Annotated in this window: 11 protein-coding genes and 1 pseudogene; 9 read left to right on the top strand and 3 right to left on the bottom strand. The window is 58.8% G+C overall.

From position 1 onward, the window contains the following. The first annotated feature begins 229 nt into the window (after positions 1-229). From AYR47_RS06805 to AYR47_RS06790, 4 genes are read left to right on the top strand one after another with little or no spacing between them, the layout of a single operon-like run. Entirely contained in the window at positions 230-1,396 is a 1,167-nt protein-coding gene (locus AYR47_RS06805; protein WP_025992777.1) for an SAVED domain-containing protein, read from the top strand. Then, positions 1,396-2,646 carry a nucleotidyltransferase domain-containing protein gene (locus AYR47_RS06800; protein ID WP_019334920.1) on the top strand — a complete coding sequence of 417 codons (1,251 nt, stop codon included), beginning with the start codon at positions 1,396-1,398 and terminating at the stop codon, positions 2,644-2,646. The genes AYR47_RS06805 and AYR47_RS06800 overlap by 1 nt, the downstream gene beginning before the upstream one ends. After that, the gene (locus AYR47_RS06795; protein ID WP_019334921.1) at positions 2,630-4,414 is read left to right on the top strand and encodes a HesA/MoeB/ThiF family protein; all 1,785 of its coding nucleotides are present in this window, start codon (positions 2,630-2,632) and stop codon (positions 4,412-4,414) included. Before AYR47_RS06800 ends, AYR47_RS06795 begins: the two co-directional genes overlap by 17 nt. Further along, a complete protein-coding gene (locus AYR47_RS06790; RefSeq protein ID WP_019334922.1) occupies positions 4,411-4,893 on the top strand; it encodes a Mov34/MPN/PAD-1 family protein in 483 nt (160 codons plus the stop codon). Before AYR47_RS06795 ends, AYR47_RS06790 begins: the two co-directional genes overlap by 4 nt. A gap of 28 nt (positions 4,894-4,921) precedes the next feature. Here AYR47_RS06790 and AYR47_RS06785 read toward each other — a convergent pair whose 3' ends face one another. After that, a complete protein-coding gene (locus tag AYR47_RS06785; protein WP_061434699.1) occupies positions 4,922-5,470 on the bottom strand; it encodes a 3'-5' exonuclease in 549 nt (182 codons plus the stop codon). Positions 5,471-5,696: 226 nt separating this feature from the next. On the opposite strand from AYR47_RS06785, the gene AYR47_RS06780 reads away from it, so the two are divergent. The 5 genes from AYR47_RS06780 to AYR47_RS06765 all read left to right on the top strand — a co-directional run bounded on the left by AYR47_RS06780 (position 5,697) and on the right by AYR47_RS06765 (position 9,569). After that, a complete protein-coding gene (locus tag AYR47_RS06780; RefSeq protein ID WP_306533188.1) occupies positions 5,697-6,335 on the top strand; it encodes an antitoxin Xre/MbcA/ParS toxin-binding domain-containing protein in 639 nt (212 codons plus the stop codon). Between the two features lie 363 nt (positions 6,336-6,698). Beyond that, positions 6,699-7,091, top strand: a complete 393-nt coding sequence (locus tag AYR47_RS32495; RefSeq protein ID WP_074321239.1) for a DUF6957 family protein — start codon at positions 6,699-6,701, stop codon at positions 7,089-7,091. A 267-nt stretch (positions 7,092-7,358) separates the two neighbouring features. Continuing rightward, positions 7,359-7,724: a hypothetical protein gene (locus AYR47_RS06775; protein WP_033897212.1), complete on the top strand. Its 366-nt coding sequence runs from the start codon at positions 7,359-7,361 to the stop codon at positions 7,722-7,724. A 100-nt stretch (positions 7,725-7,824) separates the two neighbouring features. Continuing rightward, the gene (locus AYR47_RS06770) at positions 7,825-8,406 is read left to right on the top strand and encodes a LemA family protein (RefSeq protein WP_033897213.1); all 582 of its coding nucleotides are present in this window, start codon (positions 7,825-7,827) and stop codon (positions 8,404-8,406) included. After that, the gene (locus tag AYR47_RS06765) at positions 8,403-9,569 is read left to right on the top strand and encodes a hypothetical protein (protein ID WP_061434696.1); all 1,167 of its coding nucleotides are present in this window, start codon (positions 8,403-8,405) and stop codon (positions 9,567-9,569) included. The genes AYR47_RS06770 and AYR47_RS06765 overlap by 4 nt, the downstream gene beginning before the upstream one ends. Here the strand turns inward: AYR47_RS06765 and pbpC are convergent, their stop codons facing one another. Continuing rightward, entirely contained in the window at positions 9,570-11,870 is a 2,301-nt protein-coding gene (gene pbpC, locus AYR47_RS06760) for a penicillin-binding protein 1C (protein ID WP_061434694.1), read from the bottom strand. After that, positions 11,851-17,650 (bottom strand): annotated as a pseudogene (locus AYR47_RS06755) (MG2 domain-containing protein). Before AYR47_RS06755 ends, pbpC begins: the two are co-directional and overlap by 20 nt. Positions 17,651-17,686 lie beyond the last annotated feature (36 nt).

The raw sequence follows: 17,686 nt of genomic DNA, 5'->3' as shown, positions 1-17,686 counted from the left end.
TTCATCAGTCCTACATACGCTGTGGTCAGTGCCATTACCCACCAGCACTTGCCAGAAAACGAACGCCGCCACCACCGCCTTTCGATGAGCCAAAAAAGCATCCTGCTAAAAGGCGACTCAGCATTCGTCACCCTCAGATCTCTCTTGAAATCGGGACGAATGACCCTAATATGATCTTATCTTGCCATCATCGTTTTCAATCATGGATGTTTTTCGGGGGTCGGTCGAAATGGCAGAAAAAGAAGACGCTAAGCCCGCGAGCGGGCGCTTTAACACGAATGATGAGACGAAGCGGATCGTATGGACACAGACCGCTGGTCATTGTGAACTGTGCGGTACGGATCTAACGTTCGACTATCGTGCCGGCAAGCCAATGAAATGGGGCGAAGTGGCGCATATCTTACCCGCCAGTCCCAAGGGGCCTCGGGGACGCGCGGATCATGATGCTGAGGCGCACACTAACGATACTGCTAACCTGATGCTCCTGTGCCCAGGCTGTCATGACAAAATTGATCGTGACGCAGATGGCTACCCTGAAAATGATCTGAGCGGTTTGCACCAAGCGTACCTTGAACGCATCCGACTCGCCGCAACGACCCCCGATGGTGGCAGAGCCATTCCTCTCATCGTCCAGAGTCAGCACTTTCAGACGATCAACGATATCCCCGTTCGCGATCTGTTGACTGCGATGTCCGCCGAGGGATTAACCGCCTTCGATCAAGGCATCAAAATCGCCTTCGCTGCGCCCGGACCACGTGGCAGGGACACTACCTATTGGCAGAACGTCAAAGACAGCGTCCAGTATGAGCTGGAGCAGCAACTCAAGCGTCGCGGCGGCACTTATGGCGATTCGCCCGCGCTAGCAGTAGTCGGCTTGGCCGACATTCCGGCCTTGATGATGTTGGGCCAGAGTATCGGCGACCGTTCCAAACGCTTGATCTTCTCTTTTCATCGCGAGCATCTTTTGCGCTGGCCCGATCAGTCTGCTGAGCCGCCTAGTTTTCTGTTTACGCCTCCACCCAACGGCGATGGCCCACTGGCGTTGGTGCTCTCCATTTCTGCGCAAGTTCCAGTACGCGACGTGACCGACGCTCTACCCGGTGCACGTATTGCAGAGCTGTCGATCCCAGAACCAAGCTACGCGATGGTACAGAACCGTCGGGTGATTCATGCTTTTCGCGACGCACTTCAAATACGACTGAGTCAGCTTGAGGCTCTGACTCCTGACCCCATCCACGTCTTCGCCGCCATTCCTGCGGCATTGGCCATCGAGTTTGGCGCGTTGCTCACAACACAGCATCAACATACATACCTGATCTTCGATCGGGACAAAGAAAACCAAGATCGGTTTACGCAAACACTGCAATTGGGTCCCGTGGCCCAGGAGGCTATGTAATGCTTTTGAGCAACGAACAGACCAAGCGCAGCAGTTGGGAATATTTTCTGCTTCGCGCCGCGCGGGAGATCTCGCTGTCGGAAGCGCAGTACGAAAAAATCAATGACCGCTACTCCCAACTGGAAAAAATCCTCTCGGCTTCCGACAATCCGTTGCTCGCTGAGGCTCATATTTTCGTTCAGGGCTCAATGCGGCTGAAAACGACCATTAAGCCAATTCCCGGCGCGCCTGCGGATCTGGACACCATTGATGCGGACGCGATTATCTGGCTCCCTCACGCTCAAGGCGCTGGTGCGAAGGAAGTTCTAGAGGCGATTGAGCAGCGTTTTAGGGAAGGCTCCCGCGTTCAGGAAGAAGTTAAGCAACTACGTCGTGGTATTCGAATCGTTTATGCAGACGAAAATCCAGGTTTCCACATCGATGTCACACCTGCCCGGGCGATCAACGGAAATGGCGAAGCAAACGGCGAGGGTAAGCTTGAGGTTCCGGATCGAGTCACAGGATGGAAAGCGAGCAGCCCTATTCCTTACTCGAATTGGTTGCAGGTCGCTTCCGCCCAGGAAATCTCTCTGGAAAGCTTAGTGGTTGCCAAAAGCCAGCGGATGCTTGATGCCGCGACCCAAGATCCTTTGCCGCATTATCAGGATTACATCGATCAAGATCCCCTGCGTGCGACCATTAAGCTGCTCAAGCGGCATCGCGATGAATGGGCCATCAAGACAAGGAGCGCTGATACTCGCCCAATATCTGCGGTCATCACCACTCTAGCCACGCACGCATACCTGGATGTCGTAAAGGAGTCGCAGTCGAAGCCTCTGGCACCGCTCGATGCAATTTTGGAAATCGTTCGCAGAATGCCGCAGCACATCGCGCATAGAGGTAGCGACTGCTATGTCTGCAACCCTGCCGATAACGGCGAAAACTTTGCAGAGAAGTGGAATCGACCGGGCGAGGGGCAAGGCTACCGTCAGGCATTCGCCAAGTGGCATGCGGACGCCAGTGCATCTGTGTCATTAGGTTTGGAAAGTTTTGAATCCAATGACTCCTTTGCCGAGGCAGTGAAAAAGAACTTCGGTATTGCGCCGGCGTTCATCACGGCAGTGAACAATGAAATCCCTGCGAATTGGACGATGCCCGGTCGACCGGATGGCACTACTCGAAACTCTGCTTCGATGGGTTCGCTCTTCGGAGGGGCCAGCGGTGGCGGAACCTCTCAGTCGAGCGTAAAGCCAGTTGGACGCCTTGGCTGATCCTATTAAGACACCATTGCAGCGCGGAATCGCCGCACTGCGTAACACCCTAGGTCAGGATGCTGCCGATGCATTGCTCCAGCCCGCACCCATGCGGGCTGACGAAGCGGCGTGCTTTCACTTCCCCTTGCCCATCGATTACACGGGGCAGGAGCGGCGACTGCGTATAGGTTTCCCCTCCAACTTTCCCCGCGGGCTCTTGCGGCTGAACGTCGAACCCTCTCCATGGCTGGTTTGGCCGCATGCCACTAAGTCGGGGCTTTGCCTTCATGGCTTTCAGGAACGCCCCATCATGGGCTCCCCGGAGGTCGTGGTAGAGGACAGCCTTGCTCGCTTGGCCCAGATCGTTTCGTTGTCCAAGATGGGATCAAACCAGGCAACACGCGATATCGAATTTCAGAATGAGATCACTACCTACTGGTCGTTTCAGCACGGGCAGTCATTCCAGAACCTCTTACTGTTGGATCGACCTCAGGCTGCCTCGCAGTTGTTTGCGCTCAGCGATCCGCGCCGAGCTGTGCCATCCGGTCAGGAAACGGTTTGGTTAGCATCGAATGTAGCTGCACTCAAAGGGCATTACCGACGGGTCGTCGGGCGCTCTGCTGTCATTCGTGCGGCCGAAACTCCCGGTTTTTACGTCAAGCTTCAGACTTATCCGGATATCCGCACCCCGGATCCAGAAGATTTATTGCTGTGGCTAAAGCCACACCTTCAACCAGACGATGCCGAGCAATTGCTGGCATGGTTTGAGCTGCATGGAACGTTGGCGAGTCGATGGATTGTTCTGGAGCTTCCAGGAGGCGCAGATGCTCCAACATATTGTCTCAATGTGCGTTCGCTCGGTGTACAGCAGGAGCGGGGGGCAAAGTTTGGCTTGCGTACAGCTCGCCGGCGGCCAGCTATCGCAAATGCTCATCCTCCGGCGCTCGTCCGAGCAACTGCCCTGGATGTGCTTGATCGAGCGTCCATCCTGTCCCGCGATATAAGCGGCACTGCACAGCACCTTGAAAATGCTCGAGTCGTTTGTGTTGGCGTTGGCTCATTAGGCAGTACGGTGGCAATACAATTGGCACGATCCGGTGTCGGCCACCTTACCCTCATCGATCCTGACACTTTGGTGTCAGCCAATCTGGGGAGGCACGTTCTGGGAGCGGATAGCCTAGGGAGGCTGAAAGCCTCAGCGTTGAGGGACAAGATTCTGTTAGATCTTCCGACGACAGAATGCACCGCTTATTCGACTTTTGCCGAAGTAGTGATGAGTAGCAAACCAGAAGTGTTCGATAACGCAGATCTGGTGGTGATCACGACAGCAGACTGGCAGTCGGAGGTCACTGTATGGCGAGCCAAATCCAGCGGCGCTCCTTGGGGGCTTTTACAAGCCTGGAGCGAACCGTATACCCAGGTAGGCCATGCTCTATTCGCACCAGCCGGCACCTTTGATGGCCGTCAGTTGTTCACGGACGTCGGCGATTTTTTGCATAGATTTACAGAGTGGCCGGGAGGCGGTGTTGTTCCACTGCCCGCGTGTGGCGAGAGCTTTATCCCAGGCGGCTCGCTGGGAATGACCAATATCGCCTCTATGGTGTCGCACACGGCCTTACGCGCATTGACCGGCAAGATCGCCACTGCATCTTGGGTCAGCAGCATTTACAGGCCTGAAGATGTGCTGAGCCTAGGAGGCCAATACCATGGGCCCAAACTGCCAGAGGGGACGCAGCAAATCTTACTCGAACGCGGATGGCCGGAAGATAAGGACGAAATGGTATGACGGATATCGCATGGCGCTGGCGATGGCCGGAGGTGGACTCCGAGCTATTGGTGTCCCAGGCTGTCGCGGACATCTTGGATAGTCATCGGCAGGGCCTTTTTGGCGTGGAGCGAGGTGGACAGTTATTCGTCAACCCTGTTGATCCGAAAGGTTTGCTGCTGGCCTTGGCCACGTTGCCTCATCGCGCGGATCGGTCAGGCTGGTCTTGGCTAGAGTTGGATGCGGCGCGGTGCCGTCAGGAGATCCAGGCTGCCAACGAACAAGGGTTACGTCTGGTGGGCTATTGGCATACGCATCCCCAATCCGTTCCGGTGATCTCTCCGGCAGACATCGGTAGTTTCTCCAAATTTGCTGCACGTTACACGCAGGATCTGCCGCACCCAATAGCCATTATTGTAGGCAAGTCCGAAAAACCAGAAGGTATCAAGGCGTGGTCGTTCAGGGACGGCAGATATGTTGAGGCAACCTGGGTCAGATGAACTTCAAGTCAGTGCGGTGGAAGGCAGGTCAGCGTTTATAGTTACCCGCTAGCATTAGGGCGAAGAGCTCTGCCTGAAAGCGGGCATCATCCAATGCGTTATGGTTCGGTTCGCTGAGTGGCTTCAGCGCAGCGGTCATTTTGGATGATTTTGTTTCCTTCCAGCTGCAACCTACAGCGCCCATAAAGTAGGCCTTCATGTCGATAGCGGTAAAACCAAAGGGGTTGGTTTCCAGGTATTTGTGGAAGTAATAATTGACGAATGACCAGTCAAACGGTGCATTGAGTCCTACGAAAATGACCTTTTGCCCCGTTTGGCAGGACGATCTCAGCCACTGATCAAATGTCAGCATCGCCTGTTGCGGAGTGAGACCCTCGCGCTCCAGCTTCTCCAGACTCAGCCCCGATACTGCCAGCGCTTCGGGGTCGTGTTTCGGACTGTCAGGCTGTAGTTCAAGATAGATGGACGTTTCAGGTTGGGCTACAAGACAAGCTCCAATGGAAAGCAGACTGTATTCGCCTGGTATAGGCCCAGAAGTCTCGACGTCGACGGAAACATAAAGCTCATCAGGGGGCATGTCATATCCTTTCGTGTAGTTAACTGATCACGCTCAGGCTCTTAGCCATGTGAAGGTGGAAAGGCAGGTATAGCCATTGCCCCATTTTTGCTGTTTCACTCGCTACCCGGCGTTCGAGCAGCGGCAGTGCCTGTCTACCAGCGGATTGCGCGTTCCTTTGGTCAGCTTTGGGCCCAACCATAATGATGTGTGTCATTCTCTGATGGCGGATGAGGGCCGGACGATCATGAATGAAACTGAGCGTTGGATAGTAAAATCCCAGAAAACTGAGGACGGAACTGGCGACATCATCATTGATCTGCCTCAAGAGTTGCTTGACCAAATGGGGTTAGGTGTTGGGGACGACCTGGAGCTAACGGTAGCGAATGGCACATTAGTGCTGACGCCCGTGCACAACACAATATCAGTGCGGCCCATGTTTGCTGGCGTCCTGAGTCAGGATGTCTATCATGCTTACCGCATGCGTCTGGAGACGCTTCTTCATATCTCTGTCAATGCTTCGGATCTGGACATTCACGACATGATAGTAGCTGGCTTCTCGGTCAGCCTGATAAAAATGCTTTGTGATGATGGAACCCTCAGCGACGAAGAACGCGACAGAATCATTCAACCCAAAACGCTTAAAACAAAACTGTCAGCCAATCAGCTTTTAACGTTGCATGAGAGCGATCGCCTGTTCCGGTTTGCACATATTAGCGCCATGGCCGAGGTGATCTTCGGTGACAAAGGGAAGGCCAAACAATGGCTTTCCAAACCCAAAGCCCGTTTTTTAGGAGAAAGCCCATCGGCGGTGGCCACTACAACCTTTGGCACACATCTAGTCGAAGAAATGCTGATTCAAGTGTCTGAGGGCATGTCATTTTGATTCAGTCGCAGCCAAACGGCTTCTACCGCTCCTTGAGTAACATGGATTTCATGCGCCTATGCCCGCGTCGCCTTGCCGAATACGGCATGCACGGGCATCCATGAAGCACTAGGTTTCACCCACATCGGAACCTACCGCGAGGTAAGGTTCAAGCACGGCAATGGCATAGCCGGGTACTGGCGTAAACCACTTTATCTGGTGACAGCTAGATAGAAATCATCCCGTTCAGTGGGATGAGGGGAGAAGGCGGACCAGCTGTAAAATGGCCCAGTGGTCGGCATAGGAACCTCGTGTGTCGCTGGGAGCTAAGCTGAATGATGCTTCTCGTTCGAATCAGTTTTTTTTGATCGGCCGGAGGTACAAATGAACCTGGCAGATTTTGTCTCAGTGCTTTCTGCGGGTGAGAAAATAGACGGGTGCCAACTTACCACCTCAGATGCTGTGGCCCTCGCCAGTCTGCATTTTCCTTCCCGTGCCTATTGTCTTGTTGCTGATTGGGCAATATTGGATCTCGACATTACAACACGTCAGCGAAAAGCCATTACGGATAGACAGCTAATACCTGCTCTCGTTTACGCTTTGACCGTTATCCAAGACAGTAAAGGCCGCTTCCCGCCTGGTGGTTGGGTCCGAACAACGCTGGGTGTTTCCTTCACCCATGGCTGCTTATTTCGAACAAAAAACACAGTTTATGTGCTGATGGGGACCGGTCGAAGGTTGCGCACGGATTTAGACATCGCACTGAGCCTGTGTTGAAAAAAGACTATTTCCGCACAGGTGAGTGACCGGTCGCGCTCACATAATATTTCGTGCCTGAATGAACGCTCGCTGTTGTGTCAATCTATGTTGTTACCAATCGGGCCCCGTATTTGAAGTGCGACCCGTCTGTGTCAGTCTATGTTGCTGTTGTGTGGATCCCGGGTCATCCTACAGGCCCCGATTTACGAGAAGGGCTGTGTCAAACTATGTTGTTGGCAACCACCCGCCCGGGTCTCCAGGCTCCCGCGAAAGGACGCGCCCTCGATGCAAACCCCCTCCCGGCTCCACCAGCGCTTGAACAACCGCCGCTTCATCGTCGCCAACAACGCCCAAGGGCTTTCCGGCTCGGGCACGGTGTTTCATTACCTTGTCGAGGGTGATGCCATCTCCGGCACTTACCAGGGCGGACGCATTCGCCTGGGCACGCAAGTGGGCCGAGTGACAGGCCCAGACACTATCGAATTGCTGTTTCAGTGCCTGACATTGGACGGTGAGCTGCTGTCGGGTTGGTCGTGTGGCAAAGTAGGCATTGATCACGCTGGTCGGACGACGCTGGCCTTCGAGTGGGGCTGGTTGTCGGGCGCCATGGGCGGTGGCGAGTCCAATTACGTGGAGTTACTCTCCCGTTAACCACCTCTTGTCGGTTCTGTGGGCCAGTACCCGGCGCGCCCTCTTGTTTTACCCCTAAAATGCGACCCTGTGGATAACTCAGCCAGGGAATGCCTTCACCATGAACATCGAACTCCTAATCGCCGGCATCGTCGTGCTGATCATTGTTGTCGGCCTCGTCGGCTGGATGGTGGGCGTCTACAACGGCCTGGTGATGCGGCGTAACGATGTGGACAAGGCTTTCGCCAATATCGATGTGCTGCTCAAGCAACGGGCGGATCAGATCCCGGATCTGATGCGTGTGGTGCAGACCGCGATGAACCATGAGCACGCGCTGTTTACCCGCCTCAGTGATGCGCGCCAGCAATACCTCAACGCCAGCAGCCTGAATGACAAGGTCGAGGCGTCCAACCAGTTGAATGCGGCGCTCAAGTCGGTGATTGCGGTGGCGGAGGGTTACCCGACGCTGATTTCCGGTCCCAACATGGTCGAGCTTCAGCAGGCGATCTCGGCTGTCGAAGAGCGCATCGCTGACCGTCGTGAATTCTTCAATGAGTCGGTCAATCTCTACAACATCGCTATCGCGGTGTTCCCCGACCTGTTTTTCGCGCGGATGCTCAGCTATCAACGCATTCCGCTGCTGGCCATCAGTGCCGAAGAAACCCGTTACGAAGGCGTGAAGCTTGAGGTGCCGGGGGCATGAAAACCACGCAGGCGGGCGAAGAGAAAAAGAAGTCGCGTTGGAAAACCCTGTTGGCGCTGTTGTGCCTGGCAGGGTTTGCCTGCTTGTTGGTCTACGCGCCGATGACCGTAGTGGCGATGTTTTTCCCGGTATTCGCCCTGGTGTGCCTGCTGGCCAGCTTCGGCCCCAACTTCTACAAGACCGAACAACGACTGGCCACCAGCCAGATACGGTCGCTGGCCATGGGCCTGGTAGAAATCCGTGGCAAGGTGATTGTGGATAAACCGCTGGTGTCTCCGGTGCACGGCAAGCCCTGCGCGGGATACGTGTGGATCATCGAAGACGGCGAAAAGGACGACGACGGGCGCTGGAGTTGGAGCCGGGCCAAGAGCGAGGCGCGCTGCAACGACTTCCGTGTACAGGACGCCACGGGAGAAATCCGCGTCATCGCCGAAGGCATCGACCTGTTCGGCAACAAATCACCGGACGACTATGAATCGATCGGCAGCTCGCGCCGCCAAGGCGAAATCCTGCTGGTCCAGGACTTGGACGTGATGCTGATCGGCGAAGCCTGCGAGCGCGATGGCCAGACCGTGATCGCCCAGGGCAAACAGTCCAAGGCTGTATTCGGCGTGGCACTGACCGAGGACGTGGAAAACCGCCGGGTACTGGCGCCGTTATGGCGTGTCGGTAGCTTCTACGGCGCGGTGGTGGCGATGCTCGGGGTTGGCGTGATGGCCATGACCCCTGCGCATTTTGCCCAATTGCAGTTGCCGGGCCCGGATACTTATCAACAGATGGAATCAGTTGGCCCTGTGTATAAGCTGCTGGCCTGGCTGTACCGCGAGGGCGGTTTTCCGATCCCCTTCATGGCCGCGTTCGGCTTCATGCTGACGATTTTCGTGGTGTTGATATGGACCCGGCTGTTGCTGCCCAAAGGCATGCGCCTGGCAGTAGGCCGTGTGCTCGGCGCTTGGATGGCGTTGGGCATGGTGATTGGTGGCGTGGTCACCCTGCTGCTGTTCGTCGCCCATGTGGATGCGTTGAAACAGTTTCTGGTGTGGATGCTGATCCTGCTGGGCACCCTGGTGTTCTCGTTGTTTGAGCAGCGCAAAATGGGGGTTGCGTACAGGCATTTTGCCAAACGGGTGAGCAAGGGTAGTTTCAGCGATGAAGATGCCTGATCAGGGCACAAACTCCACCTTCAACCCTCGACTCGTACTGCGCCCCTGATCATCACTGACCCGCAACCGATACTCCCCCGACTTGCCCGGTCGCCAGTTCAGCGTGCTTTGCGGCGGGCCCTGGCCGATCAAGGTTTGATCGGCAAACCAGTACAACGTCGCTGCGTCGCTAGCGGCGTTGGCATTCAGCGGGATGCTTTCCTGGGGCTGGGACAGGCGCAATTGATAGCTCACCTGGGTCAGCGGCGAGCGGATCTGCGGGGCTTCGCTCTGGTCACTGAGACGGTTGGGCTGGCAGTTTTTCATCACGTTGGGCGGCGTACGTCGCGGCAGACCGGCGGCGCGGTACAGGCGTTGCACGTCGCTGGGCCAGAATTCGAAGACCTCTTCACGGGTGTATTGCGCCTCGAATGGCGGGCAGGCGGCCTTGCCGGTGCGGGTGTCGATCAGCACCGGGCGGTGCAGGTTGGACACCCGAATCGGCGACACGCCGGGGATGTACCAGGTCTTGCGGGTTTGCGGGCACCAGCGATTGGGCAACTCGCCGGACGCGGCGCAGACATCGATGCGCACCAGCCCGGCGGGCGGTTTGTCGGCCTTGATAACCACGTTGGGCAACGCCAGGGGCAGGGCGTCTGCGATGCGAAAGAATAAGGGCGCGGCAGTCTTGGCACCGATAAATGCTGGGTTCGGCCGGCCATCGAAATTACCCACCCACACCACCAGCACGTAGGGGCCCACCAGTCCTGCACTCCAGGCATCATGAAACCCCCAGGAAGTGCCGGTTTTCCAGGCGGTACGCCAGTGGCGTCCAGGCAGACCATCCGGGCGAGGGTTTCGGCGCAGCATATCGCGCACCATGAACGCCGCCTGGGGCGTCAGCAGTGGGGCGCCGGTGGACTGGGGCTGTTCCTGCAAGTAGCGCAAAGGCCGCAGACGCCCATCGCCGGCCAGCATCACATACAGACGCGCCAATTCTTCCGGGGTCATTTCACCGCCACCGAGGGCCAGGGCCAGGCCGTAATGGCTTTCGTCACGCAGGCCTGTGATCCCGGCGCGTTGCAACAGCACATACAAAGAGGGCGACTTGACTTGGCTGGCGAGCCACACCGCCGGGATGTTGCGACTACGGATCAGGGCGTCCCGCGCGGTCAGTGGGCCGACAAAACTACCGTCGAAATTTTCCGGCTGGAAGTAGCCGAAGTTACTCGGCAGGTCCTTGAGGATGCTCATGGGGTGAATCACCCCCTGGTCCAGCGCCAGCCCGTACAGGAACGGCTTGAGTGTCGACCCTGGCGAGCGCCGCGACAGCACGCCATTGACCTGGCCGTGAAGGCTTGTGGATAAGTAATCCGCCGACCCGACCAGTGCCTTGACGCTCTGGTCGCGGCTGTCGATCAAGATCGCCGTGGCGTTTTCCACACCGGTGCTGCGCCGTTCGGCGATGAAGCCGGTGATCAGGCGTTCGAGCAATTGTTGCAGCGGCAGGTTGAGGGTGCTGTTCAGCTCATTGCCGGGCTGGGACGCCAGCAGTTGTTCACTCAAATGCGGCGCCAGGAACGGAATCTGCTGGCGGTTGCGTGCTTCCAGGGGCAAGTCCAACAAGCTGTCATTGCGCGGGTCTTGTGGATAAGTCTCGCGCCAGTCAGCCATCAAACGCTGCCGCGCCTGTTGCAGCGGCGGGCCGAAGCGCGCGCGTCGCCCCGGTTGCTGCGGAATCACCGCCAGCGCCAACGCCTCGGAAAGCGACAACTGCGTCGCCGACTTGCCGAAGTAGATACGGCTGGCCGCCTCGGCACCTTCGATATTGCCGCCCATCGGCGCCAGGTTCAGATAGGCCTCAAGGATGTCGTGCTTGCTGTAGCGCGCCTCCAGCCACAGCGCCAAGGCCATCTGCTGCAACTTGCCCGGCACTTGGCGGGTGTTCAAGTCCCATAGGCGCCGTGCCAATTGCATGCTCAAGGTCGAGCCACCCTGGCGCTGGCCACCGCTGTAGGTGGCCATGGCCGCGCGCAGTAATGCCGGGGGATTGATCCCCGGGTGCCAGTAGAAATTGCGGTCTTCCTTGAGCAGCAAGGCCTCGACCAATGAAGGAGAAATCCGCTCCAACGGTAGCCAAAGACGGTATTGCCCGTCATCCGCCAAGGTCATGCGCAGCAGCGAGCCATCATCGGCCAACACCACCCGCGATGAGGTCACCGTCTGTTCCAGCGGAGCATGGGGCCACAATCGCAGCCCCACCAGGACCACCGCCGCTGCGAACAGCGGCAGTGTCAGGCGCTTAAGGCTTGGTAATTTCAAGCTGGCCTACTTTGCCGCGCCCTTGCAGGGTGGTTTCGTACATGCCTTCGGCATAGGCCGGTGGCGTATTGAAAGTGCCCGCGTTGGTAGCGCGCACGCGGTAGACGAAAGTGCCTACATCACGCAGCGCGGTGCCGTACAACACCACTCGATCATCACGTACGTCCACGTACTCCGGCTGCCAGTTGCTCAGCTCGGTTTCGCCGATGGGGGCTTGCCAGCTTTCTTCTTCCTGGCTGTCCTCTTCCACGTACTCGGACTCTTCGCCTTCCTCGCTGCTGGCGGCTTCCGGCTCCGGCGGCAAGTTATACACAGGCTCGACGCCACCCGGCAGCAGGTCGACCACGGCCACTTGCTGCACCTGGTCACGGTCGGTCGCGCGCAGACGCAGGCGCACCAGGAACTCATCACCTACCGCGACCTTGCTCACCGGCTCGCCCTTGAGGTCGAGGTATTCGTGGATGATCTCCAGGCCATTGGTGATCGGCTTGAGCTTGGCGCCCTTGTCGAAACCGGCTTCGCTGAGCATGAAGAACGCCGCCGGGCCGTCGGATTTTTCCATCACCAGCTTCTGCGTTGCACCCGGCACGGCGGCGCGGGGTGGCTGACCGGCCATCTCCAGCAATTGCTGCTGCTTGTCCCCCAGCCAGGCCGTGGCCTTGAGGGTCATGTCGCTTTGCGCACGCTGGCCGTAGTTGTCCAGGGCGCGCAGCAGCAGGGCCGCCGACAGCGAGTTGTAACGCTGCTCGTTGAGGCGCTTACCGAGTTTATCCAGCAGCGCTGTAGGCACATCGTCCATCACCTCTGGGAAATGTCGCGCCAACAGGTGCAGGTGTTCGGCGTCGTGCACCAGCGGGTCGTAGTACAAACCGTCGCTGTCCCACTTATCCACAAGCGAGCGCCAGGGGATTTTGCGGAACAGCGTGTCAGCCTGGCGATCCTGCTTGAGCAGCTTGTAGCTGGCCGCCAGGTAAGCGGCGCCCAGGTCGTTCTGCCAGCTGTCCTTGAAGTAGCCCTCGTAGCGCTCGCGGATATCGCTCAAGGCGCCACTTACCAGAATCCCCTGACGGCTTAGCAGGTAACTGGCGTAGGCACGGTTACGCAACTCCGACAGGCCCTCGCTAGGGCCATTGGCCAGGTCGGTCAGGTACGCATTCGAGCGCACCAACAGGTCTTCCGGCACCGGCAAGCCGCGCTCCTTGGCTTCGATCAGGAAGTCGGTGGCGTACAGGCTGGCGTACGGCGCTACGTCCGGGTTGGCCGCCCACAAACCAAAGCCGCCGGCCTGGTTCTGGCGCTGGCGCAGCATGCGCACCGCACTGCCGAAGGCTTGTTCGGCCTCAGGTGCGTTGCCGCCCCAGATCAACGCCGGCATGGCCTTGGACACCAGTTGCTCGGTGCAGGCGTAGCCGTAATCGTCCAGGTAATGCTTGAGGCCGTTGGCCCACACCAGTGGCGAGGCCGCCACGCCCAACTGTACGTCGCGCAGTTGGCTGAACAATTCGCGGGTAGGTTTGAGCTCTTTGCTGGCGCTCTCAAAGCGACCCAGGCTCAGGGCGACGCGATGTTCGCTCAGTGGGCGGATCGAAGTGGTTTCGGCCACCTGGATGCGTTTGCCATCCGGCAGCACTGCGACAAATCGCAGGTCCGCCGAACCCAGGGTCTCGCCAACCTTGATCTTGAACTCGGCGGTGCCTTCCTTGCGCGGTTGCAGGGACAAGGTGCTGCCCTTGTCGCCCTGTACCTTCAGGCCATCGCTGGTCTGCAGTTCAAACTTCACCTCTGCCGCCGCGTCGAGGTTGCTGAACACCCCGGCGCTGACGTTGAACACATCCCCCGGCGCCACAAAGGCCGGCACGTTGGGCGTGATCACGATCGGGCCGCGCACGTCGGTATTGGTTTCGCTGACGCCCACGCTGTCACTGTCCACCGCCACCGCAAACAGGTGCAGCTTGCCGTTGAAGCTGTCCGGCACCTGGTAATGCAGTACGGTTTCGCCAGCGGGCAGGTCGACCAGTCCAGACCACCAAGCCACAGGCGGCTGGTGTTTACGCTTGAACGGGTTGAGGTGATTGGCCAGGGCGCCTTCCGTATCGCCACCGGGCGCTGCCCCACTGAGCAGACGGCTGAATTCCGGCAGGATCAGGTCAAGGATCTGACTGGTGCCGACCTCCAGCGCTCGCTTCTGGAAGAAGAAGCCCAGCGGATCCGGCGTCTGGTAGCGCGCCACTTGCAGGATGCCTTCGTCCACCGCGTACACCACCGCGCGACCTGGGCGGTCGGCGTTGACCTTGATGTCGAGCATCTGCCCCGGCTCGATCTTCGCCGGGCCTTCAATCTTCAACGCCATGCGCCGCGCATCCAGGTTGATGCTGAAGGGCACCACGCCATAGGACAGCGGGCTCATGTACACCTCGGGCCGAGCCCATGTCGCGCACAAACTGCACGTTGACGTAGGCATTGCCTTCAAGCCCTGCAGGCACGCGGATATGTTGCACGCTGTTGGTGCTGTCGGCCTTGAACCATTGCTGGGTGTAGACCTTGTCCCGCTCGATGGTGATCAAGCCGGCACCGGTATACGGCGCGCGGATGCTGATCGCAATTTCATCACCGGTGGCGTAGCTGCGTTTATCCAGGCGCAGTTGCAGCTCGGCATTGCGTTCCAGCGAGCGCGAGGTGTTGCCTCGTCCGGCCACGCTGTAGTCGATCTGGTTGAGCAGGTTGCCGTTGGCGTCTTTCAATTGCAGGGTGAAGTCACCCGGTGTGCCGGTGTTCAGGGCCTGCTTGGCGCCTTCCTGGGTCATCACCAGCGGTGAGGCCGGCTGGCTGATGTTCTTGATGCGCGACTCGTATTTGTAGGTGCCGTTGGATTGTTTCACCAGCACCGACACATACCGATGCTCGACCACTTCAGTGGTCAGGCCGTCCACCGCCAGGGGCGAAAGGTCCGGCGCGACGGCCAGCCATTGCACCTGGCGCGGCGCATCCTTGGCGACGTACGACAGCGAATCCTGACTTTTCACACCCACAAGGTAGGGCGCGGACGACACCAGCAAGGCACTTTGCGCCGCCACATTGCGACCGCCTTCCGCTTCGAACACCTGGCTCATCACCTGCAGGCGATAGGTGCTGTTGGCGAAGCGTTGCAGGTTGAGGTCGAGCACGGCCTGGCCGTTATCGTCGACGGTGGTTTCGGCCAGGTCTTCCGTGGTGGCGTCTTCCAGGGAGTCGTTGAGACGGAAACGGTAATCCGGGTAACGATCAAACGCCGCGAGCGTCGGGCTCAGGGACATTTTGGCCGTCACGCGACGGCCGGACGCCGGGGCGCCAAACAGATGCATCGCGGTGACCTTGGCCACCACTTGGTCCGGTGGAATCCAGCCCTGCACAGGCGTGTCGTGCAAACTCAGGCTGACCTTCATGCGGTCCGGTTCGAAGTCACGGACCTTGAAGCTCACGCTGCCCAGGTCGGTGCGGGTCTGCTTCTGGCCGATCAACTGCAAGGTCGCGGTGTATTCCCCGGCGGGGGCGACTTCACTGCTGGGGAAATCAAAGGTTTCAAAACCGCTGGCGGACAGCTTCAACGGCTGGCGAATCACTTCCAGGCCACGGGGGTCGGTGATTTGCAGCTCAACCGGCAGGCCCAGCAAGGCGCCTTTCCAGTTGCCGCTGCGCACGATCATGCCCAGGTGCGCGGTTTCGCCCGGACGGTACAGGCCGCGGTCGGTAAACAGGTAGGCGCTGAGGCGATCAATCGCACCGTCTTCTTCCAAACCGCCTACATCGAAGCGCGACAGATCCAGTTGCTGGGACTGACGGGCGATCGGCAAAAACGACTGGTCATTGCCGCGAGTGACCACATACATCAGCGGCGTTTTCTCACGGCGCAGTTCATCCAGTTTGGCGAAGTGTGCGTGGCCTTCGGCGTCGGTGCGGCCACTGCTCACCGGCAGGCCGTTACGCCCAATAATGTCGACTTGCGCGTCGGACACCGGCGAACCGTTGCCGATGGACTGCACATACACGTCATGGCTGCCATCGCTGGAGCGCTTGGCGATGATGCCCAGGTCTGTCACCACGATAAAACGCAGGTCGCTGGTGCTGCTGCGGTCGTACTCGAAAGTGCGTTGGGCCGGGTCATCCTGCGGGCTCAACTTGAGTACGAAAATCCCGCGACGGCCGCCATTGGCGGTGAGGTAGTGGCTGAGGTCCACGTTGTCGTAGACGGTTTTCGCCGGGTCATTGGATGACAGCGGGATATCCAGAGACTGACGCTCGACCATGCGATCGAAATATTCGTTGCCGAAGTTCGGCCGGGCAAAGCTGCCGCTGCTTTGGTCCACCAGGTGTTGCAACTGGTTGGGCAGCAGGCGGGCGATTTCCACATGGGCGCCAGGCACACCGCGAGCCATGAAGCCCAGGCGTTTTTCGCCATTAAGGCTGAGTAAGGCGCCGTCAGACAGGAACTGCAAGGTGCGTGGGTAAGCCGGCATGCTGATCAGCGACGCCGTAGGATTCTTCGCCAGGTAGCCGCCGATGGCTTCCAGGTTGGCGGGGACTCGCACATACACCGCGCGCCCGGCCGGGGCCTTGAATTTGAAGGCGTGCAGGGTATTCAGCGGTTCGACGCTGGGCACATGGGTCAGGTTGAGCTTGGTGCTGCGGGCGAGCAGGGCGTCGTCGATGTCGTTGCTGCTGTAGGGGCGCGTGTCGTCCTGGGCTTTTTCCGGCAACAACCAGGCCTGGACCTTACCGGCGATGGTCTCGTCGGCGACGGCGCTGGAACTGCTGAACATCAACACCGGCTCTGGTTCACCCCGTGCGTTGTCGACAAAACTCACTTCGGCGCCGGTAAAGGTCAGGCGATAGCGGCCGGGCACGGTGACCTCCGACACCAGCGGCGCGGTGCTGGCGTTGCCACCGTCGCGGGCCTTGATGCCTTCGTCGAGCTTGGCGCTGACGGGCGTGCTTTCCAGTGGTGTGGCCAGGGCGGCGGAGCGCACGTACGCGTTGAGTTTTTTCTCGTCGAAGGTGATTTCCGGGCGGTTGGGCAACTGGGCGTCGCGGTAGGCCAGGCCTTTACCTAGGGTTACCGTGACGCGCTTGCGTAGGTTGTCTTCATCCACCGGGTGGGAAAAATGGAAGGTCGCCACCAGCTGTTTCAGCGTCGGGTTGGACGGGTCCTGGTACAGCTCGTTTTGCGCCAGGGTGGCGCGGAACGGTTGGGTGGAAAACTGCGTGCTGTACTGGTCGAGCAACACGCCGTCGGCGAGCAGGTTTTTCTTCGCCATGTCCAGGGTGTAATGGGCATCGATGGGCCAGTCTTTTTCCGGCACGAACAACAGGCTGCGGTCATCCGCCCAGCGCCAGGTGCCCGCTACCGCAGGTTTAAGGGTAATACCCTCGGTGACCGGTTTGCCGATGGCCGACAACGGAGCCACGGATTCGCCAAAGCGCACCTGCAAGTTATCCACAACCGGCGTTTGCTGGGTGTAGTCGGTAAGGTTGGGTTTGTGCAGCGAGTAGCTCGCGGTATGCGGCTGTGGCAGGTTGGAGTACCAATGCCAGCCGTAGAAACCGGCGGCGGCCAGCAATACCAGGCCCACTAAGCCGGCACCGGTTTGACGCGGATAAGCGCGCGCCTTGTTGCCCAGGTTCGCCAGCCCACGCCCGACTGCACGCAGCCAGAGCGGCGGATGCCATTGACCAAAGACGGCCCCCACCACAGTCAATAACGCACCGACAATACGGCGGCTGATCGCTTTGAACGAATCGAACATGGTGAGCATCCCTGGCTAAGTGCGGCGTATCTTACA

This window comes from Pseudomonas azotoformans, assembly GCF_001579805.1.
Lineage (GTDB): Bacteria > Pseudomonadota > Gammaproteobacteria > Pseudomonadales > Pseudomonadaceae > Aquipseudomonas > Aquipseudomonas azotoformans_A.
Note: the sequence above shows the minus strand (reverse complement) of the source record. Positions and strands in the feature narration are given on the sequence as shown.